Raw genomic sequence first — 24269 nt, forward strand, 5'->3', positions numbered from 1 at the left:
GGTATCTTTTTTCTTTTAATTTCGCATAAAATCACTGTATATGACAGATTTCATTTCGGAAACAGAATCTTTTGTATTGAATTTATTCAAAGATAAGCTATCTACAAGATTTGTTTACCATAATTTCAATCACACCCAAAGAGTTGTTGAAAATGCTAAGGTACTAGCAGAGGAACAAAATTTAAATAAAGAGGATAAAGAAGTATTAATTTTATCGGCCTGGTTGCATGACACTGGCTACACGGTATCAGAAAAAAATCATGAACAGGAAAGTAAACGCATCGCTAGAGAGTTTCTAGGACAACTAAATTATCCGGAAGCTTTGATTTCAAAAGTTGAAAGTACTATAGATGTAACCAGAATGGATGCTGAACCAGCAAATGAAATCGAAAGCATTCTAAAAGACGCAGATTGTTCTCATTTTGCTAAAGATACTTTTAAGGAAATAAGTGAATTACTAAGACAGGAATTAAACTTAAGAGGAGAAAAATACTCTGCTGAAGAATGGCGTGATCTCAATATTGAAATGCTATCTACCAAGCATCAGTTTTACTCCACTTATGCCATTAAAAACTGGAGTAGTAAAAAGCAACAGAATTTAATTGGATTGATTGAAGAAAGGGATAAGAAAAAACGTAAACACGAAAAGGAAAAACTTAAGGCAAAGTACAAAGCTCAATATAAAAATGACAATCCAGAACGTAGTGTCCAAACTCTCTTTAGAACAACCTTAAGAAACCACATCAAACTAAGTGATATAGCAGATACTAAAGCTAATATTTTATTATCTGTCAACGCCATTATTATATCCCTGGCGCTGGCCAATATCATTCCAAAACTTGATAACCCGAGTAATGAGCATTTGATGATTCCTACTTTAATTTTAATTTGCTTTAGTGTAGCAGCAATTATTCTATCTATTTTATCTACCAGGCCCAATGTAACCTCTGGAGAATTTACCAAGGATCAAGTCAAAAACAGAGATATAAACATTCTATTTTTTGGAAATTTTCATAAAATGAAGTTCGACGACTACTTATGGGGTGTACAAGAGATAATGAAAGATAAAGACTATGTCTATGAAGCATTGATAAAAGATCTTTATCTACTTGGAAAAGTGTTGGAACGTAAATACCGATTACTGAGATTAACTTACAATATTTTTATGCTAGGAATTATCATTTCCGTTGTAAGCTTTTTTATCGCCTTCAAGATTATTTAGCACAAAAAAAATATGACACAGCTGTAAAACAAGAAGTTAGGCTTTATTCTTCATCGTCTTTACAAGATCGTCGTAAGTCATGCTTTTGGATTGATTTTCAGAATGATATAGAATACTTACTCTTATAGCCTTTAAACCAGAAACGCCTTGAAGATCTTCTACATCTAACACCTCAATGTTATTAGCAACATATTTTTTATGCTGTAGATATTTCAAATATTTTTGATACTCTTCTTCAGTTTCCTTTTGAGAGTAAACAATGGTAAGTTTTCCTTTAGAAGTAATACGTTCTTTTGTATTTTTTATTAAAGCCTTATCTATTCTCTTTTTAATAATTTCATACCTGGCATTATAAGAGCCGTCCACATCAAAGTGTTTTTCATCCATTCGATAGTGAATAGTAAGTGTATTATTAAAAGCTAAAATTAAAGATCTAGAACTCAATTTCAGGTCTTTCGTTTCTTGTATTTTATAGAATTTGTTTTCCATTTCACACATCACATTAAGTTGCCATAGCCTTAGGTTTTCCAAGACAACTTCACTAAACTGTAAATCTTTAACGATAGACTGACCTATGTACATGTTGTGCTCTACACCATCTGTTTTATACCTATCAAAATAATGAGGAAAGATTTTCTGAGCCTCTATTTGTTTTTGATCGATATAACTCGCCATGGCATAATTAATTCTTGAGACACTTTCGTCAAACTCATCCCGATTTTTATGAAAGGCTTTAGCACCAGATTCTGTTTTATTCAAATAGGATATAACTGCTGCTTTGCTAGAAGGAACATTCGCTTTGATGTGTTCAAGGACAGGAATAATATCCTCAGTGAACAAATGGTTAGCTTTCTCTTCTGAAGAAGCAGATATTCCTTCAGACAATTCAGTAAGTGTATCTGAAATTCTATAACCTAACTGCTCATAAATAGGGATAGATTGAGTTTCGTAAGCTGAATTGATAATATTTAACACTTGATTTAGCTGATGAATCAGATCATTCTGAACTGCTTTATTACGCTGAGTCGAGGAACTCGCAATATCGATTTGGCCAAATAAAGGATGGACGTTTTTAAATGTAATGTCTTTTAATTCATAATCAGTTTTGCTTGATTTTTCAGTATATAAGCGTTCAGCTTCCTCTTTAAATTTCCATTCTACGCTAGGATGTATAGAAGTATACTCACTCTGTATAATTGCTTTAATTCTGTTTCGGCGATCTTGTCTTAAGTTTTCAACAGTTTCTGCTATATAGGGAACAATATCATCTAGCTTGGTTGCATTTATATTATTTAAATCGTTTTTAGCATAACTCACCAATTCAAGAATGGCTAATAGTTTGTTGTTTTTGCTAACAGGAGCTAATACAACAGACTTTATCCCCTTGGATTTTAAATGAGCAGCAAATTTATTGGAGGGATTTTTTTCGGTATAAAGATCAACATCTGTAATACTAAAATAGCGATGCTGCTCAACGATAGACTGGTATGCCCCATGACAAAAGGCTTCTCTGCACCCATTTTCAGAAATTGAATCTAGAATATAACTTTCTATAAAATTGGAATTTGTGTTCTGAAATTTTTCATTTTCATCGTCAAACAAAGCAAAACCAAACTCAAGCTTTGGTAAATTAAAAATTGCTTTTAAAATTCTGGACATTTTAAGCGACACCGCCTTTGAGTCAGAAAAAATATTATTATTGAGTAAAAGTGTTTTTATTTCTGAGATACTATTATCTGAAGTGATATCTGTAAAATTCAAAATGGCAAAGCCTTTAAAGATCCAGGAATTAGGAGGAAATTTTTCTTTCCAAAATTCAATATCGTCGTGCCTTTTCAGTAATTCATCCAGGTCATCTTCAGTAATATCGACGGCCTCTTTAGTAGGTATTAACTCTACAAAGTCTGCATTGACAAACAATCTATAATTCCTAAAATTTCCATTGGCATCGGGAACATCGTAATATTCGGGTCTAAAAAAGTCTACATTGTAATTGTAATAGGTATTTAGGATGATGATACACGCTAAAATGTAATCCTTTTCAATATTGAAGTTTCTTGGTAAAAACTGGAAGTTTTTGTCTGGAACTGCTTCTAGTATTCGCTCAAACCTTTTGGTTTTTCTAAATATTTTATTTCTAAAGGGAACGGTTGCGACCTTAATTTCATTGTTTGTTAATACGTCTGGAAAAAGATCGTCCAAAAGGATTTTTATTTGATCTTTATACTGTTCAAGATTCTCAAAATCATCTAAACCTTCAAAAAGTTCTGGATAAGATTTTGAAAAATCAATAATCCCCTGAATATAATTTTTAGAGACTGGATTTTGCTCTTTATCTAAGCGTTCCTTAAAATTATCAAGGATTTTTTGAAAGCTTAATTTTATTTGAAAAGGGTATACCTCTTTATAATAGTCCATAACTTAATATAAGGCTTTCAAAACTATTGATGTCATCCTTAGTAGACTTTAACTTAAGATAGTTTTATCATTATATGCCAAATTATCTGCATCTTAGTCTGTAACTCTTCGTAAGAGTATTATTTTTGTTGTCAAATTAAAATTACAATGAAATTTATACTCAGTTTTTTTTCACTTTTACTTTTTATAGGTTGTAATACTTCCAATTCGAACCTTAAAGCGACGATTGATAATGTTGAAGATGGAACTAATGTGTATTTGACACAACTTGGGCCTCAAAATATTCCAATTCCACTAGATACTACACAGGTTCAAAACAATACTTTTGAGTTTGATCTGAAAGAAGTTAACCAGGATATTAATCTAATTCAGATTGAAGGCGTTAATGGAAATTTAATATTCATTAACGACGCAGAAAGTATAAAAGTTGAAGCTTCCAAAGATAACTTGAGAAGTTCTAAAATTGAGGCCGGGCAACATAACAAGCTGCTGAAAAAATACATCAACTTGATTACGAGTTATTCTAAAGAAAAAAACTTCATCAAGTCTGAACAACAAAAAGCGATTCAACAACAAGATGAAATAGCTGTCTTAGACTATAGACTAGATTTAGAAGCTATTGACAAGGAAGCTAATGAAGCTTCTATAAATTTTATTAAAGAAAACACCCATTCCATTGTAGGTATGATGGCTTTATCTGATGCCATGAGCTCAAAATCTATCCCCCTTAATAAAATGAAATCCCTATATGATAATTATAAAGGAGAAGTAAAAGATACTCCGCTAGGAAAAAAATTAGGACAAAATATTGCAAAAATTGGCGCAACAGATATCGGTGCTGAAGCACCTCAATTTTCTGGACCAAACCCAGATGGAGATATCATATCCTTAGACGAAGCTATGGGTAAGGTGACTTTAATAGACTTTTGGGCTTCCTGGTGTAAACCCTGCAGAATAGAAAATCCTAACATTGTAAGTATTTATAATGACTATAAGGATAGTGGATTTAATGTCATTGGTGTTTCTTTAGATAAACCCAATCGTAAAGATGCCTGGGAAAAAGCCATTGCTGATGATAATTTAGAATGGAATCATGTTTCTAACCTCAAACACTGGCAGGAACCTATCGCTCAAAAGTATGGAGTAAGAGCAATTCCTGCAGCCTTTTTAATTGACGAGAATGGGATTATAATAGGAAAAGACTTAAGAGGTGATGACCTAAGGAATAAGGTGAAAGAAGCCTTAGGAGAATAATCCTTTCTAATATAAAAAAGCTGATAAGTAAAAACTTATCAGCTTTTTAATTTTGTCTTACCTTATCAATCAGGTGATTTTAATTTTGCGGCCTTAAAAGGTCTCACAATCAATCTTGCAGCTCTATCGTAATTGATGTAGCTATAGGTCCAATTAAAAAAGGTAACGATTCTATTTCTAAATCCAACCAAAAACCAAAGATGAACAAACATCCATACCAACCAGGCAAATGCTCCACCAAATTTGATTTTATCTAAATCTACTACAGCTTTATTTCTTCCTACCGTAGCCATTGTACCCTTATCGAAATAATCAAAAGGTAAAAGTTTTTGTTTGTTTAGGGTCCTTAGCAGGTTTTTAGCAAGATGTTCACCCTGTTGTATGGCAGGTTGAGCCACCATAGGATGACCTTTAGGGAACCCTTCACTAATCATTAAAGCAATATCTCCAATAGCAAAGATATTTTCATAACCTTCTACTTGATTAAAAGCATTGACATTATAACGATTTGCTTTCTCCATGAGCGCTTCACCTTTTAAACCCTCTATGGCAGCTCCGGTGACGCCAGCACTCCAAATGAAAGTTTCAGCATGAAAGCTAAGCTCTTCGTTATTCGTTTTTACAATCTTATCGTCATACGATTTAACAAATGTATTTAGATGTATCTCTACCCCTAAATCTTCAAGATATTTTTGAGCGTTTGCAGAGGACTTTTCACTCATAGGAGGCAATACGCGATCCATGCCTTCTATTAAATGAATGTGAATATCTTCTGGGTTGATATCTTGATAGTCTTTCGGTATGACATGCTTCCTTAACTCTGCAATAGCTCCACTTAATTCAACTCCAGTAGGACCAGCTCCGGCAACTACAAAATTCAATAAGGCTTTTCTTCTTTCTGGATCCTTTGTGAATGTTGCTTCTTCAAAATTTTCCAAAATCAAGCTTCTTAAATTTAAGGCTTGAGGAACTGTTTTCATCCAGATCGCATTCTCTTCAACACTTTTGTTGCCAAAAAAATTGGTTTTGGAACCGGTTGCAATGACTAGGTAGTCATACGTGACCTCCCCAATATTGGTTTCAACAATTTGTTGCTTATCATCGATGTGGCTTACTTCTGCCATCCTAAAGTAAGCATCCTTATTTTTTTTCAGGATTTTTCGGATAGGATAAGCGATAGAATCTGGTTCTAGACCAGAGGTCGATACTTGATATAAAAGGGGTTGAAACGTATGGTAATTTCTCTTATCCAGCATCACCACTTGAAATGGTTTCTTCTCAAGATGTCTAGCCAAACTTACACCACCAAATCCTCCACCTATAATGACTACTCTTGGTAGATCAGTTACTGGAATGTTCATAAAAATGTGTTTATTTCAAATTTAATTGAAAATACAGCCAAGTTTGTAACTTTTGATAATTTTAACGACATATAAATAGACTTTAAGCGTTTTGAGGAAAAAACAAGAAGCTGAATTTTTAGGTTTACTCGAGAAGCATCAAAACATTGTACACAAAATTTGTAGGATGTACACCTATGATGAAGCTACTCATAAAGATCTATTTCAGGAGATATCTATTCAACTGTGGAAAGCTTATCCGAAATTTCGAGCAGAATCAAAATTTAGTACCTGGATGTATCGAGTATCATTAAATACGGCAATAACGCTTTATCGGAAGAAAAAAAGAAACGTTCAAACCCTACCATGGGAAAGTTTTGATTTTAAAATTTCAGCAGAGGACTATGACAGCACCCTAGACGATAATTTAAAATTAATGTATGCGGCCATCAAAGAATTAAATGATATCGATAAAGCCTTGGTTTTGCTCTACCTGGAGGATAAACCTTATACAGAAATTTCAGAAACACTTGGAATTTCTGAAGTGAATGCAAGAGTGAAAATGAATAGAGTGAAAACCAAATTAAAAAACATTTTGAATCCTTAATTTATGGATGAATTAGACCTAATTAAAAAAGACTGGCAAAAGAGAAATCAGGATTTGCCAAAATATACAAAAGAAGAGCTAATGCCGATGATACATAAGAAATCCTCTTCTAGTGTGAAATGGATTTTTATCATAAGTATCTTAGAGTTTGCTTTATGGATCATTATTGAAATTCTAAGTTCCGGACAAAACCCTCTTCAACTTATCGAAGGAGAGGTTTTCTATTGGTTCATGAGAATTTCCACGGTGCTGAATTACATTGTCCTTATAGGATTTATCATCTTGTTTTTTAGAAATTATTTAAGAATACAAGTTACAGATTCTGCTAAAAACCTCATGCGACAGATTATAAAGACGAGACTCACAGTGAAATACTACGTACGCTACAATATTATTTTTTTTACGATAGTGTTCATTCTAGCGTCTTTCAAGGTAATTTCTGGTCAGACCGAACTTTATAGTGAAGAATTCTGGATCATCACAGGTGTTATGGCATTTATTCTGTTGATTATTATAGGCTTCCTACTGCTTTTTTATCACGTACTCTACGGAATATTGACTAAACGTCTTCATAAAAACTACAAAATCATCAATCAAATGGAAATGTAGTTTTAAGCTCTAGGATGATATTTCTCCATTACAGATCTTAAGTGAGATTTGTCTAAATGCATATACACTTCAGTCGTAGTAATACTCTCATGGCCAAGCATTTGTTGAATCACATGCAAATTAGCTCCATTTTCTAATAAGTGCGTGGCAAATGAGTGTCTAAAAGTGTGCGGACTAACGGTTTTACTAAAATTTGCAGACTTAGCAAGTTGTTTCACAATAGTAAAAATCATTGCACGAGTGAGTTGAGCGCCCCGCCGGTTTAAAAACAGAATATCATTAAATTCTGGTTTTATCTGCTGTTCATTTCTAATCTGGTTTTTGTAAAGATTGATATACTTTTGAGTATAATCGTTGATGGGCACAAGACGCTCCTTGTTGCCCTTCCCCAATACCTTTATATAACCCTCGTCAAAATAAAGATGAGAGAGCTTTAAGCTGATTAATTCACTTACTCGAAGGCCGCATCCATAAAGCGTTTCAATGATGGCCTTATTACGTTGACCTTGAGGGTGGGATAAATCTATAGCGTCGATGAGTTGATCGATCTCTTGGGTTGACAATGTGTCTGGTAGTTGTCGCCCTAACCGTGGAGATTCTATCAATTCTAATGGATTAGTACTACGGTAGTCTTCAAAAATCAGGAAGTCGAAAAAACTTTTTAGCCCAGATATGAGTCTGGATTGAGAGCGTTCACTTAATAGTTTTGAAATGATATAAATGAAATTTTGGACTATTTCTTCATCTATAGTAATTGGAGAAACATCTGTTTCAAATTCCGAAAGGTAATTAGTGAGTTTAAGGATGTCTAGCCGATAATTTTCCACTGTATTATCGGCTAAACCCCTTTCTATTTTGAGAAAATAGGTATAATCTTGAATTGCTTGCTGCCATTTCATGCTACCAAATTACACTATTATGGATAAGAATATCAAAGTTGGAAAAGCAATTCTGAAATAGTTTCTTATAATTATAAGATTTGCTCTGCGTGAGCTTTTGTTTTTACCTTGGTAATCACCTCCTCAAGGACAGAATCTTCATTTATGATAAATGTAGTTCTATGAATGCCCTCATACTCTTTACCCATAAACTTCTTAGGTCCCCAGACTCCAAAGGCTTTGATGACTTCTTTATCTTCATCTGCCAAAAGAGGAAATGGCAGTTCGTACTTTGCTTTGAAATTTTGTTGACGTTTAGGAGAATCTGCACTTACCCCTAAAATTTCGTAGCCTTGAGATTGAAGGGCTTTCCAGTTATCTCTCAAATTACAAGCCTCTGCAGTACACCCAGGCGTACTAGCTTTAGGATAAAAGAAAACTACTAGCTTTTTACCCTTATAGTCCTCCAAAGTATGAGTATTTCCATCCTGGTCTTTTGCTTCAAATTTTGGAGCTTTATCTCCAGCTTCTAGTGTTGTCATAATTCCTATTTTTGTCTAAAAGTACAGGAAATGAGAAAATCTGAAAAAGTAGATTTCGTTATAAATACGTTAAAGGAATATTATCCGTCTATACCTATTCCTCTAGATCATAAGGATCCTTACACCCTTCTCATCGCTGTATTGATGTCTGCACAAAGTACAGATGTAAAAGTAAATCAAATCACACCTCTTCTCTTTGAAAAAGCAGATAATCCATGGGATATGATTAAAATGTCACCAGATCAGATTAGAGAGATTATCAAGCCGGTAGGACTGTCTCCCATGAAGGCTAAAGGTATTTACGGACTTTCAAAAATTTTGATCGATAAGTATAAAGGTAAGGTCCCCAAGAGTATGGAAGCTCTGGAAGAACTCCCGGCGGTGGGGCACAAAACTGCTTCAGTAGTTTTAGCTCAAGCCTATAATGTCCCAACTTTTCCTGTAGACACTCATATACACCGGCTAATGTACAGGTGGAACCTAACTACTGGAAAAAATGTGGTTCAAACCGAAAAAGATGCTAAGCGACTGTTCCCAGAAGACTTATGGAATGATCTTCATTTACAAATCATTTGGTATGGTCGTGAGTATTCTCCTGCTAGAGGCTGGGACTTGGATAAAGACATCATCACCAAAACTATCGGTAGAAAATCGGTTTTAAAAGCTTACTATAAGCAAAAAGCTTCCAAATCTAAGTAAGGAAGCTTTATTACTTTTTAGTATTTAATTCTGAATACTTTCAAACTGAAAGTTTTTGTAGTTCACCACCGAGAAGGCTTTAGAAAAGTCTAAAATAGTTTTGATGGTCTTTTGAGAAGGTTTTAAAGAATCTGAAGTCACTTCTGAAACTTCATTGGAGTAGATTTTCGCCATATGCTTTATTTATTAATATAACGAAAACGACTTCAATTTAAAAATATTGTATGCCTTAGTTGGTCAAAACTACCTGATGTTTATCAATAATTTTTCTTAGATTAATAAGGGCGTAACGCATCCGTCCTAAAGCTGTATTAATGCTGACATCGGTCTTGAAAGCGATTTCTTTGAAACTCATTTCCTTAAAAATTCGCATCTCCAACACTTCCAACTGGTCTTCCGGTAGCTCTTTGATTAATTCATGAAGATCTGAGTCGATTTGCTCTTTAATGAGCTGTTTTTCAGCATTAAGTCCTCCATCTGTCATGAAGTCTAAAATATCAAAGTCCCCTTTACCTTCAAACTTAGGCATCCTATTGTTTTTTCTAAAATGGTCGATCACCAGGTTGTGAGCAATTCTCATTACCCAGGGTAGAAATTTACCTTCTTCATTATATTTCCCACGCTTAAGTGTACGTATCACTTTAATGAAGGTATCCTGAAAAATATCCTCAGCCAGGTCTTTATCGTAAACTTTGGAAAATATAAAACTGAAAATTTTTTGTTGGTGCCTATTGACGAGTATAGACAGTGAGTTTTCGTCGCCAGATAAATATTGTTTGACTAAGTAAGCCTCTGAAGAAATTGAAGTTCTATTCATACATCCTTTACTTAAATACAAAACAACCTTTGCATCAAAGGTGTTTTATTGATAATATTAGTTTAAGTAAAAGTGCTTTATAGGCCTATAAATATCTGGCTAATATATAAATATAAGTTTACGCTCAACACCCAGTTAATAAATTTAACATATTATGAATCAATGATTACCTACGTTTTGGGTATTCAAATCTCTATATTTGCAGCATTCAAAAGCCCTATGAAACACACAGATTTAGAAAAAATTGACCCTAGAGAATATATCATCATTAAAGGAGCAAAACTTCATAATCTGAAAGATATTGATGTTGTTATTCCTAGAAATAAACTCGTTGTCATCACTGGGCTTTCTGGATCCGGAAAGTCCAGTCTTGCCTTTGACACCCTCTACGCAGAAGGACAGAGACGCTATGTTGAAAGTCTATCTGCTTATGCCAGGCAATTTTTAGGACGCCTGGACAAACCCAAGGTAGATTACATCAAAGGAATAGCTCCAGCTATAGCTATAGAGCAAAAAGTAAATTCTACCAATCCCAGGTCTACAGTAGGTACGTCAACTGAAATATATGACTATCTCAAATTACTCTACGCCAGAATAGGTAAGACCATCTCCCCTATCTCTGGTAATCTGGTAAAAAAACACACGGTGACTGATGTCGTGGATTATGTAAAATCAAAAAAGGAAAAACAAAAATTACTCTTGCTTGCTCCTATCACATTAGAGAAAAAAAGAAGTGTCGAGGAAAAAATAAACATACTTCAACAACAAGGCTTCAGTAGAATTAAAGTTGACGATAAAGTCATTAAAATCAATGATGCTCAGGATCAAAAGATTTCGAAAAAAAGTGAACTTTCTATAGTAGTCGATAGAATTGTAGTGAAAGATGATGAAGATTTTTATAATCGTTTAGCAGACTCTGTGCAAAACGCCTTTTTCGAGGGAAAAGGAGAGTTAAATATTGAAGATGTGGACTCGCATGAGATCACAAACTTTAATAATAAGTTTGAACTAGATGGAATGCTTTTCACAGAGCCTAATGCGCATTTATTTAGTTTTAATAATCCTTTGGGGGCTTGTCCTAAATGCGAAGGCTATGGTGATATTATCGATATTGATGAAGCCTTGGTCATCCCAAATACTGGCTTAAGTGTCTACGAAGGCGCTATTGCTCCTTGGAGTGGAGACACTCTGGGTTGGTACAAAAAAGAATTTATAAAATATGCCCATAAATTCGATTTTCCAGTTCACACACCATATTTTGAATTAACAGAAGATGAAAAAAACATCATCTGGAATGGTAACCAATATGTGACAGGTGTAAACGAATTTTTTGAAACGGTAAAATCCAAAGCCTACAAAATCCAAAATCGAGTACTATTATCGAGGTATAGAGGAAGAACCAGGTGCCCAGAATGTAAAGGGCGACGATTGAAGAAAGAAGCCACCTACGTTAAAATTGACGGAGTGGATATCACTCAACTTGTAGATTTACCAATAGACGAAGTCAGTGATTTTTTTAAGGCTTTGAAATTGAATGAACATGATCAACACGTTGGAAAGCGTCTTCTAAAAGAAATCAACAGCAGGCTAAAATTTTTGATGGATGTTGGCCTTACTTATCTTACTCTAAACAGAAAATCGAATACGTTATCTGGAGGAGAATCTCAGCGTATCAATTTAGCAACCTCTTTAGGAAGCAGTCTGGTGGGATCTATGTATATTTTAGATGAGCCCTCTATTGGCCTTCACTCCAAAGACAACGAACGTTTAATTGAGGTGTTGAAAAACCTAAGGGATCTTGGTAATACTGTTATTGTTGTAGAACATGATGAGGACATCATGAAAGCAGCAGATTATATTATCGATATTGGACCAGAAGCTGGAACTCATGGCGGGGAGCTTGTTGCTAAAGGTACTTATAAACAGATTTTGAAATCTTCTTCCCTCACTTCTCAGTACCTTAATGGAAAGAAGGAAATTTCAGTTCCACACAATAGAAGAACTTCATCATCTTACATAGAGTTAAAAGGAGCTAGAGAACACAACCTTAAAAATATTTCTGTAAGAGTTCCTCTCGATAGTTTTGTAGCTATTACGGGAGTATCTGGGAGTGGAAAAAGTACACTTGTTAAAAAGATACTTTATCCAGCTATGATCAAACAAAATGGGGGTTATGGAACTAAAGCTGGCCAATTTGATAGCGTTGAGGGTAAATTTAAACATATTAAGCATATTGAATATGTAGATCAAAACCCTATTGGAAGATCATCTAGATCCAATCCTGTGACTTATATCAAGGCCTATGACGATATCAGAAACCTTTTTGCAAAACAAAAGCTTTCTAAAATTAGAAACTTCAAACCAAAGCATTTTAGTTTTAATGTAGATGGCGGTCGATGCGATAACTGTGAAGGAGAGGGAGAAGTAACTATTGAAATGCAATTTATGGCCGATGTTCACCTCGTTTGTGATGCTTGTAACGGTAAACGCTTTAAACAACAAGTTTTGGATATAGAGTTTGAAGGCAAGAATATCGATGATGTTCTTTCCATGACCATAGACGATGCCATGGATTTTTTTAGTGCTCATAATGAGAAGAAAGTCTCAAATAAACTGGAAGCCTTGCAAAGTGTAGGTTTGGGATATGTAACTTTAGGCCAGAGCTCCTCTACACTATCTGGCGGAGAAGCTCAGCGTATAAAACTGGCTTCCTTTTTAACCAAAGGTAAAAACGCGGATAAAACCCTGTTTATATTTGATGAACCTACAACTGGCTTACATTTCCACGATATCAATAAGCTCCTAAAATCATTTGAAGCTTTAATAGAAAATGGGCACAGCGTCATCGTGATTGAGCACAACATCGATCTCATTAAATGTGCAGATCACGTGATCGACCTTGGACCCGAAGGCGGAATAAAAGGTGGGCAATTGGTAGCGCAAGGAACACCAGAAGAAGTATCTAAGCAAAAGAACTCATTCACTGGTCAGTTTCTTAAGGCTAAGGTTTAAATTTTAGGTTTCTGCGATTATATTTCAATACATCAGAATCATTATTTTGATAATCTTATAGATTTTTCTTCTTCATCAGATTTTGAAATAAATTGACTAAATCCTTAGATAGATTAGCTTTGATACTAATGATAAGGTAGATGAGGCTGAGAATGATGGACTTTAAAATAATGTTTAAAATCGCTTGATCCGTGCTAAAATCCCAGAAATAAAAAGAAAAGATAAGCAGAGTAATCACTATAAAAATATAAAGGCTCTTGCGATTAAAAGGATGGATACCAAAAGTGAAATTCACAAAAAGAAGCTTAAAACAATTGTAGATTAAAAACGCGCAAAAAGTGGCATAGGCCGCTCCATAAATACCATATAAAGGGATTAGCCATATATTCAGAGTAAAAGCCACACCTACCAGAACAAGTCCTGCAGCTAGAACAGTTTTATAGTACTTTGAATTGAAAATAATACTGTTGTTATTGCCTAAAATATTATCACTCAACTTAACAAAACTTATCAGTAATACAATGCTCACTCCTACCCTGTAATCTTCTGGAATAATAGCATAAAGCATATTTACATTGGTCACGATTAAAACAAAGACTAAACCGCTTATGAGAAACAAGGTATTAGAACTACGGATGTATAAATCTTTGAGTGGCTCCTTATCATCATGATTTAAATACTTGGCAGTGATAGGATTTGTAATTTGATGCATCGCTTTGGAAGGCACTGCAATTACTGTAGCTATGTAAATAGCAATGCCATAGATCGAAACATTTTCTATAGGCATAAAATATTCAATCATCACTTTATCTAAGTCAAATAGAGCCACGGCAACAGTACCAGCAATGAAAATTAGAAATGAATAATTCAACAATTCTTTCAATCTTGGAGGTAATAATAAACTAAAACGAGGTCTGTAAAGTTTTATCGCATACCCAAACATCACCATTGCTCTTAGTACAAAGACTCCAATTAATAAATAGATAAATTGATTAACGTCAATAAATTCAGAAAAAAGTAAAACCAGTAGTATGGTAATAGCTATCCTATGAAAAAGTTCGCGCATAATTGTTCCAAATACGCTTTTGTATTGCACTTTGGCCCAGGCAAAAAAAACTTCAAAATAGGCCGTTGTGATGGCTATGACAAAAATCCCCCATACATAGGGTTGCACCAAATTATTCTCACCTTCAAAATAATAGAGTAATAAATCATAAAATAAGAATCCTAAACCGCCCAAAAAAAGGCCCAAAAGCATAGGAAGAACTAACGCAAAATTGAGGAGCTTATCCTTATCTGAAGTGGAGATAAAACCAGAGTAAAATTTTACGATGGTATTGTGAACCCCTACCGCCATAAACGGCCAAAATAAATTACCAGCAGACAAAAGAAAGGTCACCAAACCATAATATTCTACCGTTAGAAATTTGGGGTATAAAATCAAAACATTCAGCGCACCAATTCCAAAACCCAAGTAGGTAGAAATAAGATTATTTAAGGATTGCTTGGCGACGATTCCCATGATATTATCATTGAATAAGCTGAGTCAATTGCTTAGTTAAGTTTTTACGACTATATTTTGCTATATTTTGTGTGGATGCTGATAGTTTTCCGTTTAAAAACGCCTGAAACGAATTTTTGATATGAACTTTTAATTTTTGCTTTTCGTCATACTTAAAACATACGCCAGAGTTGGTTTCAGAAATAATTTTCTCTATGTCCCAGTCCTGAGGTCCGATAGCTATAATAGGACGATTAGCAGCCAGGTATTCAAAAACTTTTCCTGGGATAATCCCTCGTGTTTCAGGTTTATCAATTTCTATAAGTAAAAGCATCTGTGAACTTCTCTGGCTTTCAACAGCATCTTGATGACTCAAATACCCAAGAACACTTATATGTTTTCTAAGACCAGCAGCATAAGCTGATTCCAAAACGCTCTCACTCACTTTACCTATAAACTTCAACTCAAAGAAATCATTGAACACAGGATTTTCTTCGATAAGCTCTGCCAAAACCTCCCAAAGCACCTTAGGGTTTCTATCGTTGAGCAAAGAACCTATATGGGATAAAGTAAAGCCTTCACTCAGCTCAGCCTCCGCGGATAATTCTCCGTAACCATTCGTAATAACTTCTATTGGTATTGTTGTTTTTTGCTCGAACTCTGCTTTGGTTTGAAAACTTGTTACCACTATCTGGTCTGCTGAATTTAAGACGTCACTCTCCATTTTTTTGTGCTTAGCCTGAGACTTTTTTGTAAGCTTTAAAGCCTTATGGTAACCAATTGTAGTCCATGGATCTCTAAAGTCTGCAATCCATTGTAAATTATTTAGGTTTTTTTTTAATCCTAAACCTATTAAATGTAAGCTGTGAGGTGGCCCTGTTGTGATAATAGTTTCAATCTTCTGTTCTTGAATATAGGAGCTCAGGAATTTCACAGAAGGCTTCACCCAGAACACTCGGGCATCAGGAATGAAGAAATTACCACGAATGTAAAGCATCATCTTTTCTTTCCAGGATTGCCTTTTTTTAGACTTTATAATACCACTACTAATGGTTTTGGAATCTGATTTTGAAAGCAGCTCTGCAAATCTATAAGGTTCAAAAATTGGCTTTTCAATCACTTCAGCAGAGAGATTGGCTTTAAGGCTTTCGTCGGTGATGGGATAACTTGGATTCTTTGGTTTGTAAATCACAGGCTGATAACCAAAATCTGGTAAATAGTTGGCGAACTGAAGCCAGCGCTGTACTCCAGGCCCTCCCGCTGGAGGCCAGTAATAGGTTATAATGAGTACCTTCTTCATGCTTTAGAGTTGCTTACGCTTATAATGATATCCAAGACCACCAAGGATAATTAAAACTAAAACTATAAAACTTGCCAGGGTAATTTTACTACCCATTTGAACTACTTCAGGTTCAAATGAAAAAGTAATTTGATGTTTTCCAGCTGGAACTTGTAATGCTCTTAGGACGTAATTGGCTCTAAAATGCTCTGTTTCCTCCCCATCAATAGAGACTTTCCAGCCTTGCGGGTAATAAAGTTCTGAAAATAAGACTAATCGCTCGCCCTCTGACTCGTAATCGTAAATCAATTCGTTTTCTTTGTAAGAAGTAAGCTTAATCTCATCTGAGTATTGAACATCATAAGTTTGTTCTGGAATATCAAATTGATTTTGCTCCACAATTGCTGTGGTACTAGGGTTGATACTATCTAAAGCTAAAATAGCTTCGTTAGCATTCTCAACTGTAACCACTTCATTTACGAACCAGGCATTTCCTAAGTGATCCCGGTTTTGCTGAACAACCGGTTTACCTTCATCACTAAAAATAAAATACTTGACATTAAGCATGTTTAGAATACTCTGTTTACCATCATAGATGTAAAAGTCAAATAACTCTTGCATTCTCCCTGGTTTCGCAGCATGGTAACCCCCAATAGACTTATGAAAATAGGATGCCCTTGCAGAATTTAAAGGATTGGAAGTCAAATCATAAACTCTATAATGCGAGGTATCCTTCTGAATTTCGAGATCTGCCTGATTGACTTGAAAGGGTTTTTCCATGACAGAGGCAGCAACAAAGTCTTCTTCGTTGACATATCTATTATTGACTCCAATTAAATCAACTAAAACAAAGATCCCAATAAGCCCTATAAAAACGGTTTTTTTCAGTTTTTCTCTAAGGTATAAGTAGATAGCTCCAGCAATCAATAAGACAAAAACCAAGGATCGAATCGTATCTGCAGTAAACATGGCCTTTCTGTCTTCTTTGAGTGCTCTTAAAAATATATCACCATATTGATTTACAAATTCATCACCAAACTGTTTAAGGTACATTATATCAGTGTCTTTACTAAAATCGAAAATAACTGACTTAAAAAGCAAAAAGAAAACACTTAATACTGCAAGAATAATTGTCGATATTTTAAGGGCGTTCCATTTATCTTGATTCGAAATTTTATCGCTTAGTAATTTTGAAAGTCCAAGAATCCCTAATACTGGTAAACAAAATTCAACAATCACTTGGATAGAAGTAACTGCTCTGAATTTATCATAGAAAGGAATATAATCTAGGAATAATTTAGTGAAGAAAGAAAAATTATCACCCCAGGAAAGTAATAGAGCCAGAATAGAACCTGCAACCAACCACCATTTGATTCTGTTTTTGGTCAAAAATAAAGCCAATACAAAAAGGAAAATCACACTAGCTCCAATATAAGCAGGAGCAGCAACTATAGGCTGTTTACCCCAATAAGCCGGTAACCTTTCAGTAAATTTTAAAGCTTGTACTGGTGAAGCTACAAGTTTATTAAACTCCTTATAAACTTCAGAATCTCTCCCTGGAGATTCATTACTAGAACCTCCCATAAACCGTGGAATAAATAAATTGAAGGTTTCCAAAATACCGTAGCTGTATTTAGTAATATAATCATAATCCAAGCCAGATTTTACCTTTTCACTCCCATTAGGTTCGATAGTAAGACCAGTATCCCCTCTTGTACTATAATCTGCATATTCCTGAGTCGCCAAAAGATTGGTAATGTTGAGTAATACCGCTAAAATAATGGCAGGAATAAAACTCAAAGATGCCTTAACAAAAGGCTTAAAAGTATCTTTTTGGTAAGCATGTACAGCATTCACAATTACCATAACCAAACACAACAACAACATCAAATAATAGGTCATCTGGAAGTGGTTGGCCATCAGCTCAAAGGCAAGTCCCACACAAAATAACAAATTCCCCCAAAACAGGTTTTGCCTGTAAACCAGTACCATACCCCCAATCACAAGAGGAAAATAAGCGATGGCATGGGCTTTGGCATTATGCCCAACACCAAGAATGATAATGAGATAGGTAGAAAATCCAAAAGCCAGCGCTCCTAGAAAAGCTAACTTATAATTGACCTTAAAGCATAAAAACAAGATATACATCCCAATGAAATAAAGAAACAAATAATCAGCAGGTCTGGGTAGAAACCTTAACTGACGATCTATTTCTTTGATAAAATTATAAGGATAATTGGCGCCCAACTGGTAAGTAGGCATACCTCCAAAAGCTGAATTGGTCCAATAAGGCTCCGAGTCCTGTTCTGCTCTAAAGTCATTTTGAGCTTTAGCCATTCCAGTGTACTGTACAATATCACTTTGGTAAATGGTCTTTCCTTTTAGAACCGGATAAAAGAAGGCCAATGAAGCCACTATAAAAAGAAGAAGAACCAGAAGGTGTTTCCAAGCGTGTTTTAACATCGAATTCATGGATTAAATTTGTGATATAAAGATGGGGAAATTATTCAATTTCTTCATAATCTACATATTCTCCTACTTTACTTTTCTTGTTGGATTTAGCTTTCAATTTATTTCTAGAGGTTTGGGCATCAGATTTTGGTGCTTGTTGCCCAGAATTGAATTGATTCTGCATTTTACGCTGTACCTTCTTTAAAAAATATTTCATAAGCATGGGGCCAAAGTACTTGGCTAGGAGTTTTATCCCAAAGTACACCAAAAGCAGTATTAATAAGGTTTTAAGAAATACCATAATAAAAATTTGAATTACAAAACTACCAATACTTTACAGCAATTTACCTTTGACTTATAAAAAATCGGATTTTAATTTATCTTTGACCTATAATTCCTATTTATGAAATCAATATTTTCTGGCCTGTTATTACTAGCATCCTTAGGCGTCCAAGCTCAGTATACAGACATGATTAATTCAAACCGACCTGGAGAATCTTTTGGAGCCTTTAGTGTAGGGACCAATGTGCTTCAGTTTGAAGGTGGAATTGCCTATGGAGAGAGCAATCATTCCTCTCCGTTAATTCCAGACGTAACTCAGGTTGATTTTCAATATCAATTACGGTACGGTCTTTTTATGGAGCAACTGGAAATCATACTAGATGGAGACTTTGCTAGAGCAGAAGAAACAATCATTAGAGGAGCTACAGTCACTAACAATCCCTATAGTAATTTTCAGCAAAATACTTTAGGGGCAAAATATTTACTTTACGACCCTTATATTCAACGAGAACTAGACGGGCCTAATCTGTATAGTTGGAAAAAGAATAACCGCCCTCAATGGAAGGACCTTATACCAGCTGTGTCTGTCTATGCTGGAGTAAACTTACTCTTTGGAGAAAATCCATTTAAATTCCCTGGAGAACCTAATGTTTCTCCAAAAGCTGCGTTAATTACTCAAAATAATTTTGCAGGAGGTAAGTGGGTTTTAGTTTCGAATTTCATTGTAGACAAACCTACCACTGACTTCCCTACCTATGCTGGAATTTTCACCTTAACACACTCCATTTACGCTCGCACTGGAATTTTCGCAGAATTTCAGACCTATATTAGTGATCTATATAGTGATGAAGTCGTGAGAGGTGGGGTGGCCTTTCTGGTCACAGAAGACTTACAAGTAGACGTTTCAGGCCTGATTAACTTTAAGGACTCTCCAGAACGCTGGAGAGCAGGCATTGGTGTATCCTACCGTTTGGACATGCACAATAGCGATCAATATTTGTTTGAGGACGATGAAGAAGAATCGCTTTACCTAGAAGAAAAAGAACGTCGTGAAAAAGAAAGAAGACGAATGCGTAGGCAGTATCAGGTAGATCAACCAAAGGAGTAACAATTTGAAAATATGACTATCAAAAAAGCCTCAATCTAATGATTGAGGCTTTTTTACTTGGTTTCTAATGTCTTCTACTTTTCAAACCTCTTTAAAGTTGAGGTGATGATATCTACTCAAGACAGTTTTTACATTTTTTAACATTTCTAATCCAAAGGAGGCGCCTCATCTGCAATTTTGTGTATTGTTATTCCTTTGCTGGAAGGGAAGTTGGGATGAACTACAACTTCTGGCCCACAAAAAAATCCACCTGATTTACGAGGTAAGCCAACTTTAGCAGTAGTAGGATTTATAAAACGCCATGAACCTGGGGTTCCTTGCATAGGCACATAAATGTCATTTATATAACAGACTAATACAGAATGGTCTCTAAAATAAAACGGAGGAGCAGTATTGGCATCATAACCTCTGGTTCTTGGCGCCATACCAATTCCACCTCTGGACAACATCATTTTACCATCGTATAAGTCGTATTTGTCTATGAGATCCTGTCTGGTATTGATGAGTTCTTCTCCATTTTCTTTATAAATATAGTATCCTACAATCACGTCACTTAGATATTGAGTTGAAGATTGTAATGTAGCCGCTTCCTGTTTATAAAGGTAAAAGATAAGTTCACGGTTCCCTTCTGTCCAGCGCCAAACTCCCGTATAAGCATCCAAAATCCCTAAGGGGCCTGAGGGGTCCTTAAAATACTTCCCCTCTTTATCTCTATAGCTACCAAAATCTTCGAGCGGTATTATTTCTTGAGCTAAATGTATTGAACTTATAAATAATATAAGTATGCTAATTAGTGTTTTCATGATGTTTAGTTTTTAATTACAGTCTTCTAATGAGACATTATTGTTTTGATCGACTACGACTTTTTTCCAGTCGGGATTATCCACACTGGAATGATACAAACTTAAGCTAGGACTAAAAGATGAGATCAGCTTTAGCATCCTGGCAAAATTATCTCTATTCTGGTCATTACTGGCTTCATGTTGGATGTTTCCTTGAGAGGGTTCATTCATGAGATCATATAGAAATTTTGATTTTGAACCATTGGGATTTGCTAACCACTCATCTCCAAAATCAATAAAGTCCTGCAAATCTCCAATTTGCAGATGGTACATATCCCCTTGGTACACCATAGCAAAAGTAAAGCCATTTGTAGTTTCTATATGTCCACCTTTGGCTATCTTATACAAACTAAACACATCTTCATCTGAAAAAATACTTATTGATTGTACTCTTTCTTCTTCAATCATCTCATCTATAAAAAAATGATTATGCATAAAGCCAGAAATCGTAGAACCCGCAGCTAAGTCAAAATCCTGTAATGCCGGATCATCTTCTGTACCTTCTACAGGGGTATATTCTGTGTTGGCTAACATGCCTTCCATGATAAAGCCTTTTTCATAGCGCGGTTCAGATGGTGAGGCATTCGATAAAGTGTTAAGCTCATTAATTTTCTCCTGAAAATCTTCAGTTTGTGAAATAAAATTAAGTTTTTGACATGGTGTTTGAGGAATAATAATAATGGGGACTTCGTTGTTTTCCTCAATACAATCGCCATTACTATCACATTCACATGGGTCACCAACTTCATTAAAACATTCTTCTGGAGCTTCTACACAACCGTTTTTTAAAATTTCTTTTGTTTTACCATCTGGAAAATAGGATTTAATATGAATTTCAAATCTTGGCCCCCCAGCAGGACAACTACAAGATTGGCCTGGTAAATGATTAGGTTCACAATTACATGGTATCGGTATAACTGAAATGTTTGAACCGCCAGTTCCTCCGCTTCCAACTCCACCTCCAGAACCATTTCCAGGTCCTGGTCCTGGTCCAGAGCCTAGTCCATCACCAGTTGATCCTCCGCCACCTCCACCTCCAGAACCCTGTCCTTCTCCACTATCACATTTCCCGGCTTCTTCATAATTAATAATATTCCCATTATCCATTTCTATATCCATCAAAAATTCCCCTACAGTATTATAAAATACGATATGGCCACTGAATTGATCTATGTTTGTATGAAGGTTATTGGACAGAAGCCAAGTGTTTTTCACCCTAAATTCCTGTATATAAGAATAATAATCTCCTGTACTAAGTTCTTTGACCACCAAATTGAAGTAACTGGTGTAGCCGTCCAAATTTTGATGATTATCAAAGGTTAACTCAAACGTATAGTTAGAGATACCTTGTGAATTGGTCAATTTCTTGATGTAATTTAGTTCTGCTGTAGTTAAGACAATATCATCATTTCCAGATTTACTATCATTTGATTTTCCACGTTGAAGCTGGAAAATCAATTTAGTCTTGCCATCTTGCTTTAGAAAATTCATTACTTCAGGTATATCCTTACTAGTTACGGTGCTTAAACTTTGCTTGTTAGAACTTTCATTGATGCTTTTTTATGGGTTTCATCTTTTTCACAACTAGTTGCAAGAAAAATAATTGAAACCAATAACAGTATAGTTTTCTTTATGTTTCTCATTTTTATGGATTTTTGTTTAATTATTTCGATCTATTTCAATGAAATAATTACTAAGTAAATCCATAAATACCAGCTAGTTTGCTATGAGACGATTTAAATGTATAGTTAATGTAAAACATTTTATAAAACATTAACAATTAAATGATAAAACTTTAAGATTTAAAACAAATACGCTTCGACCGTACTTTTGGTGCGGTTTTTTGTTCTTTCATGTTAAAATTTCAGGTATAGATAATTTCAATAGTCTAAAACCCTTATTAGCTTCAGGATAACTCAATAGAGTTGAAATTGATTGGCATATAGTATATCTTAAGCTAAATATCCAATAAGTTTCAAACTTGTAGTGTCAAATTCTGAATATATATTTAAGAGTCTTAAAGTAAAAAAGCCTCAATCTTGTAGATTGAGGCTTTTTTACTTGGTTTCTAATATCTATCACTTATCAAACTTCTTTAAAGTTGAGGTGATGATATCTACGCAATCCATTAGTTGATTTTCTGTGATCACTAGTGGTGGTGCAAAACGGATAATATTCCCATGTGTAGGTTTCGCCAGAAGGCCATTTTCTTTCAAAGCTACGCAAATGTCCCATGCAGTTGAGCTATCTTCAGAATCGTTAATGACAATAGCATTAAGCAGGCCCCTACCCCTTACTAATTTTACGATATTATGGTTTTCGATGAACTTATTCATCTCAGCTCTAAAAAGGTCACCTAAGCGTCTTGCATTTTGAGCTAATTTCTCATCTTTTACCACTTCCAGAGCTTCCATCGCTACTGCTGCAGCAACTGGATTACCACCAAAAGTGGATCCATGTTGTCCTGGCTGGATGACATTCATCACTCTATCATCAGCAAGCACAGCGGAAACCGGATAAGCGCCACCAGATAAGGCTTTACCGAGGATTAAAACATCTGGGCGTGCATAAGTAGCTTCCTGACGCTCACAATGTCCCTGACAATCACATTTACCACAAATGGCAAGTAAAGCACCTGTTCTTGCTATACCAGTCTGGATTTCATCGGCCATAAATAAGACATTGTGTTCATTACATAAAGCTTTTACTTTAGGAATGAAATCGTCTGCTGGAGTATAAACACCAGCTTCACCCTGGATAGGCTCAATTAATGCTCCTGCGATATTTTTATGCTCCTTAAGTACCTTTTCTAAAGCTTCTGCATCATCATAAGGTACTTTAATAAACCCTGGCGTGTAAGGTCCAAAGTTTTTTCTCGCCCCTTCATCATTACTAAACGAAATGATGGTCGTTGTTCTACCGTGGAAATTATTTTCAAACACAATGATTTGAGCTTCAGTCTCTGGAATGCCTTTTTCTTCATAAGCCCATTTTCTACAGATTTTAATCGCTGTTTCAACGGCTTCTGCTCCACTATTCATAGGGAGGAGCTTATCGAATTTAAAATAGTCTGTGGCATATTTTTCATAAACGCCTAGTACATTGTTATGAAATGCACGAGATGTTAGTGAGATGGTTTGCGACTGCTTATGCATAGCCTCCACAATTCTTGGATGACAATGCCCTTGATTTACAGCAGAGTAAGCCGATAGAAAATCATAGTATTTCTTTCCTTCTACATCCCATACATGAACACCTTCACCTTTCTTAAGAACAGCTGGTAAGGGGTGGTAATTATGAGCCCCGTACTTGTCCTCAAGAGCGATAGCTTCCTGAGAGGATTTTACATCTTCTACTTTCAATTTATCTATTGTATCTACTGACATATCTATGATTTTAATCAATTTT

Annotated in this window: 20 protein-coding genes; 7 read left to right on the forward strand and 13 right to left on the reverse strand. The window is 35.2% G+C overall.

Features of this window, described 5'->3' with window-relative positions; all coding sequences use genetic code 11:
* The first annotated feature begins 40 nt into the window (after positions 1 to 40).
* On the forward strand, positions 41 to 1222 hold the full coding sequence (locus tag F598_RS0112120; protein ID WP_019039331.1) for a Pycsar system effector family protein: 1182 nt from the start codon (positions 41 to 43) through the stop codon (positions 1220 to 1222).
* A gap of 36 nt (positions 1223 to 1258) precedes the next feature.
* Here F598_RS0112120 and F598_RS0112125 read toward each other — a convergent pair whose 3' ends face one another.
* Complete coding sequence (locus tag F598_RS0112125; protein ID WP_019039332.1) at positions 1259 to 3640, reverse strand: cell surface protein; 2382 nt, start codon at positions 3638 to 3640, stop codon at positions 1259 to 1261.
* Between the two features lie 147 nt (positions 3641 to 3787).
* On the opposite strand from F598_RS0112125, the gene F598_RS0112130 reads away from it, so the two are divergent.
* Entirely contained in the window at positions 3788 to 4894 is a 1107-nt protein-coding gene (locus F598_RS0112130) for a TlpA disulfide reductase family protein (RefSeq protein ID WP_019039333.1), read from the forward strand.
* A gap of 65 nt (positions 4895 to 4959) precedes the next feature.
* Here F598_RS0112130 and F598_RS0112135 read toward each other — a convergent pair whose 3' ends face one another.
* Entirely contained in the window at positions 4960 to 6255 is a 1296-nt protein-coding gene (locus F598_RS0112135) for an NAD(P)/FAD-dependent oxidoreductase (RefSeq protein WP_019039334.1), read from the reverse strand.
* A 91-nt stretch (positions 6256 to 6346) separates the two neighbouring features.
* On the opposite strand from F598_RS0112135, the gene F598_RS0112140 reads away from it, so the two are divergent.
* Both F598_RS0112140 and F598_RS0112145 read left to right on the forward strand, forming a co-directional pair.
* Complete coding sequence (locus tag F598_RS0112140; protein ID WP_026302701.1) at positions 6347 to 6841, forward strand: RNA polymerase sigma factor; 495 nt, start codon at positions 6347 to 6349, stop codon at positions 6839 to 6841.
* A 3-nt stretch (positions 6842 to 6844) separates the two neighbouring features.
* The gene (locus tag F598_RS0112145; RefSeq protein WP_019039336.1) at positions 6845 to 7450 is read left to right on the forward strand and encodes a hypothetical protein; all 606 of its coding nucleotides are present in this window, start codon (positions 6845 to 6847) and stop codon (positions 7448 to 7450) included.
* A 2-nt stretch (positions 7451 to 7452) separates the two neighbouring features.
* Here the strand turns inward: F598_RS0112145 and xerD are convergent, their stop codons facing one another.
* Together xerD and bcp are read right to left on the reverse strand one after the other, a co-directional pair.
* On the reverse strand, positions 7453 to 8349 hold the full coding sequence (gene xerD, locus F598_RS0112150) for a site-specific tyrosine recombinase XerD (RefSeq protein ID WP_019039337.1): 897 nt from the start codon (positions 8347 to 8349) through the stop codon (positions 7453 to 7455).
* 71 nt (positions 8350 to 8420) lie between these two features.
* Positions 8421 to 8870: a thioredoxin-dependent thiol peroxidase gene (bcp, locus tag F598_RS0112155; RefSeq protein WP_019039338.1), complete on the reverse strand. Its 450-nt coding sequence runs from the start codon at positions 8868 to 8870 to the stop codon at positions 8421 to 8423.
* Positions 8871 to 8900: 30 nt separating this feature from the next.
* Here bcp and F598_RS0112160 point away from each other — a divergent pair, with 30 nt between their 5' ends.
* Positions 8901 to 9569: an endonuclease III domain-containing protein gene (locus tag F598_RS0112160; RefSeq protein WP_019039339.1), complete on the forward strand. Its 669-nt coding sequence runs from the start codon at positions 8901 to 8903 to the stop codon at positions 9567 to 9569.
* Between the two features lie 24 nt (positions 9570 to 9593).
* On the opposite strand, the gene F598_RS15480 is transcribed toward F598_RS0112160, so the two are convergent.
* Both F598_RS15480 and F598_RS0112170 read right to left on the reverse strand, forming a co-directional pair.
* The gene (locus tag F598_RS15480) at positions 9594 to 9743 is read right to left on the reverse strand and encodes a hypothetical protein (RefSeq protein ID WP_019039340.1); all 150 of its coding nucleotides are present in this window, start codon (positions 9741 to 9743) and stop codon (positions 9594 to 9596) included.
* Positions 9744 to 9798: 55 nt separating this feature from the next.
* Positions 9799 to 10386, reverse strand: coding sequence for an RNA polymerase sigma factor (locus tag F598_RS0112170; protein ID WP_019039341.1), 588 nt, complete (start codon positions 10384 to 10386; stop codon positions 9799 to 9801).
* Between the two features lie 219 nt (positions 10387 to 10605).
* On the opposite strand from F598_RS0112170, the gene uvrA reads away from it, so the two are divergent.
* A complete protein-coding gene (gene uvrA / locus F598_RS0112175; protein WP_026302702.1) occupies positions 10606 to 13398 on the forward strand; it encodes an excinuclease ABC subunit UvrA in 2793 nt (930 codons plus the stop codon).
* A gap of 55 nt (positions 13399 to 13453) precedes the next feature.
* Here uvrA and F598_RS0112180 read toward each other — a convergent pair whose 3' ends face one another.
* The 4 genes from F598_RS0112180 to F598_RS0112195 are packed head-to-tail and all read right to left on the reverse strand — an operon-like array spanning position 13454 to position 18930.
* Positions 13454 to 14920 carry a lipopolysaccharide biosynthesis protein gene (locus tag F598_RS0112180; protein WP_019039343.1) on the reverse strand — a complete coding sequence of 489 codons (1467 nt, stop codon included), beginning with the start codon at positions 14918 to 14920 and terminating at the stop codon, positions 13454 to 13456.
* A 7-nt stretch (positions 14921 to 14927) separates the two neighbouring features.
* Entirely contained in the window at positions 14928 to 16199 is a 1272-nt protein-coding gene (locus tag F598_RS0112185) for a glycosyltransferase family protein (RefSeq protein ID WP_019039344.1), read from the reverse strand.
* A gap of 3 nt (positions 16200 to 16202) precedes the next feature.
* Positions 16203 to 18650 carry a YfhO family protein gene (locus tag F598_RS0112190; protein WP_026302703.1) on the reverse strand — a complete coding sequence of 816 codons (2448 nt, stop codon included), beginning with the start codon at positions 18648 to 18650 and terminating at the stop codon, positions 16203 to 16205.
* Between the two features lie 31 nt (positions 18651 to 18681).
* Entirely contained in the window at positions 18682 to 18930 is a 249-nt protein-coding gene (locus F598_RS0112195) for a DUF4834 family protein (protein WP_019039346.1), read from the reverse strand.
* A 102-nt stretch (positions 18931 to 19032) separates the two neighbouring features.
* Between F598_RS0112195 and F598_RS0112200 the strand changes: the two genes are divergently transcribed.
* Positions 19033 to 20019, forward strand: coding sequence for a transporter (locus F598_RS0112200; RefSeq protein ID WP_019039347.1), 987 nt, complete (start codon positions 19033 to 19035; stop codon positions 20017 to 20019).
* Between the two features lie 146 nt (positions 20020 to 20165).
* Here the strand turns inward: F598_RS0112200 and F598_RS0112205 are convergent, their stop codons facing one another.
* The 3 genes from F598_RS0112205 to rocD all read right to left on the reverse strand — a co-directional run bounded on the left by F598_RS0112205 (position 20166) and on the right by rocD (position 24247).
* Entirely contained in the window at positions 20166 to 20822 is a 657-nt protein-coding gene (locus tag F598_RS0112205; RefSeq protein ID WP_019039348.1) for a DUF6705 family protein, read from the reverse strand.
* Positions 20823 to 20834: 12 nt separating this feature from the next.
* Positions 20835 to 22352 carry a hypothetical protein gene (locus F598_RS15375; RefSeq protein ID WP_019039349.1) on the reverse strand — a complete coding sequence of 506 codons (1518 nt, stop codon included), beginning with the start codon at positions 22350 to 22352 and terminating at the stop codon, positions 20835 to 20837.
* 587 nt (positions 22353 to 22939) lie between these two features.
* Positions 22940 to 24247: an ornithine--oxo-acid transaminase gene (gene rocD / locus F598_RS0112215; RefSeq protein WP_019039350.1), complete on the reverse strand. Its 1308-nt coding sequence runs from the start codon at positions 24245 to 24247 to the stop codon at positions 22940 to 22942.
* Between the last annotated feature and the right edge of the window lie 22 nt (positions 24248 to 24269).

Origin of the sequence: Psychroflexus tropicus DSM 15496 (assembly GCF_000378765.1) — a bacterium.
In the GTDB taxonomy this organism is placed as follows: Bacteria; Bacteroidota; Bacteroidia; order Flavobacteriales; family Flavobacteriaceae; genus Psychroflexus; species Psychroflexus tropicus.

Bases quoted from the DNA above. Each gene is read 5' to 3' on its own strand.
- F598_RS0112120 (WP_019039331.1), top strand. From the start codon at position 41: ATGACAGATTTCATTTCGGAAACAGAATCTTTTGTATTGAATTTATTC.
- F598_RS0112125 (WP_019039332.1), bottom strand. From the start codon at position 3,640: ATGGACTATTATAAAGAGGTATACCCTTTTCAAATAAAATTAAGCTTT.
- F598_RS0112130 (WP_019039333.1), top strand. From the start codon at position 3,788: ATGAAATTTATACTCAGTTTTTTTTCACTTTTACTTTTTATAGGTTGT.
- F598_RS0112135 (WP_019039334.1), bottom strand. From the start codon at position 6,255: ATGAACATTCCAGTAACTGATCTACCAAGAGTAGTCATTATAGGTGGA.
- F598_RS0112145 (WP_019039336.1), top strand. From the start codon at position 6,845: ATGGATGAATTAGACCTAATTAAAAAAGACTGGCAAAAGAGAAATCAG.
- xerD (WP_019039337.1), bottom strand. From the start codon at position 8,349: ATGAAATGGCAGCAAGCAATTCAAGATTATACCTATTTTCTCAAAATA.
- bcp (WP_019039338.1), bottom strand. From the start codon at position 8,870: ATGACAACACTAGAAGCTGGAGATAAAGCTCCAAAATTTGAAGCAAAA.
- F598_RS0112160 (WP_019039339.1), top strand. From the start codon at position 8,901: ATGAGAAAATCTGAAAAAGTAGATTTCGTTATAAATACGTTAAAGGAA.
- F598_RS15480 (WP_019039340.1), bottom strand. From the start codon at position 9,743: ATGGCGAAAATCTACTCCAATGAAGTTTCAGAAGTGACTTCAGATTCT.
- F598_RS0112170 (WP_019039341.1), bottom strand. From the start codon at position 10,386: ATGAATAGAACTTCAATTTCTTCAGAGGCTTACTTAGTCAAACAATAT.
- uvrA (WP_026302702.1), top strand. From the start codon at position 10,606: ATGAAACACACAGATTTAGAAAAAATTGACCCTAGAGAATATATCATC.
- F598_RS0112180 (WP_019039343.1), bottom strand. From the start codon at position 14,920: ATGGGAATCGTCGCCAAGCAATCCTTAAATAATCTTATTTCTACCTAC.
- F598_RS0112185 (WP_019039344.1), bottom strand. From the start codon at position 16,199: ATGAAGAAGGTACTCATTATAACCTATTACTGGCCTCCAGCGGGAGGG.
- F598_RS0112190 (WP_026302703.1), bottom strand. From the start codon at position 18,650: ATGAATTCGATGTTAAAACACGCTTGGAAACACCTTCTGGTTCTTCTT.
- F598_RS0112195 (WP_019039346.1), bottom strand. From the start codon at position 18,930: ATGGTATTTCTTAAAACCTTATTAATACTGCTTTTGGTGTACTTTGGG.
- F598_RS0112200 (WP_019039347.1), top strand. From the start codon at position 19,033: ATGAAATCAATATTTTCTGGCCTGTTATTACTAGCATCCTTAGGCGTC.
- F598_RS0112205 (WP_019039348.1), bottom strand. From the start codon at position 20,822: ATGAAAACACTAATTAGCATACTTATATTATTTATAAGTTCAATACAT.
- F598_RS15375 (WP_019039349.1), bottom strand. From the start codon at position 22,352: ATGAATTTTCTAAAGCAAGATGGCAAGACTAAATTGATTTTCCAGCTT.
- rocD (WP_019039350.1), bottom strand. From the start codon at position 24,247: ATGTCAGTAGATACAATAGATAAATTGAAAGTAGAAGATGTAAAATCC.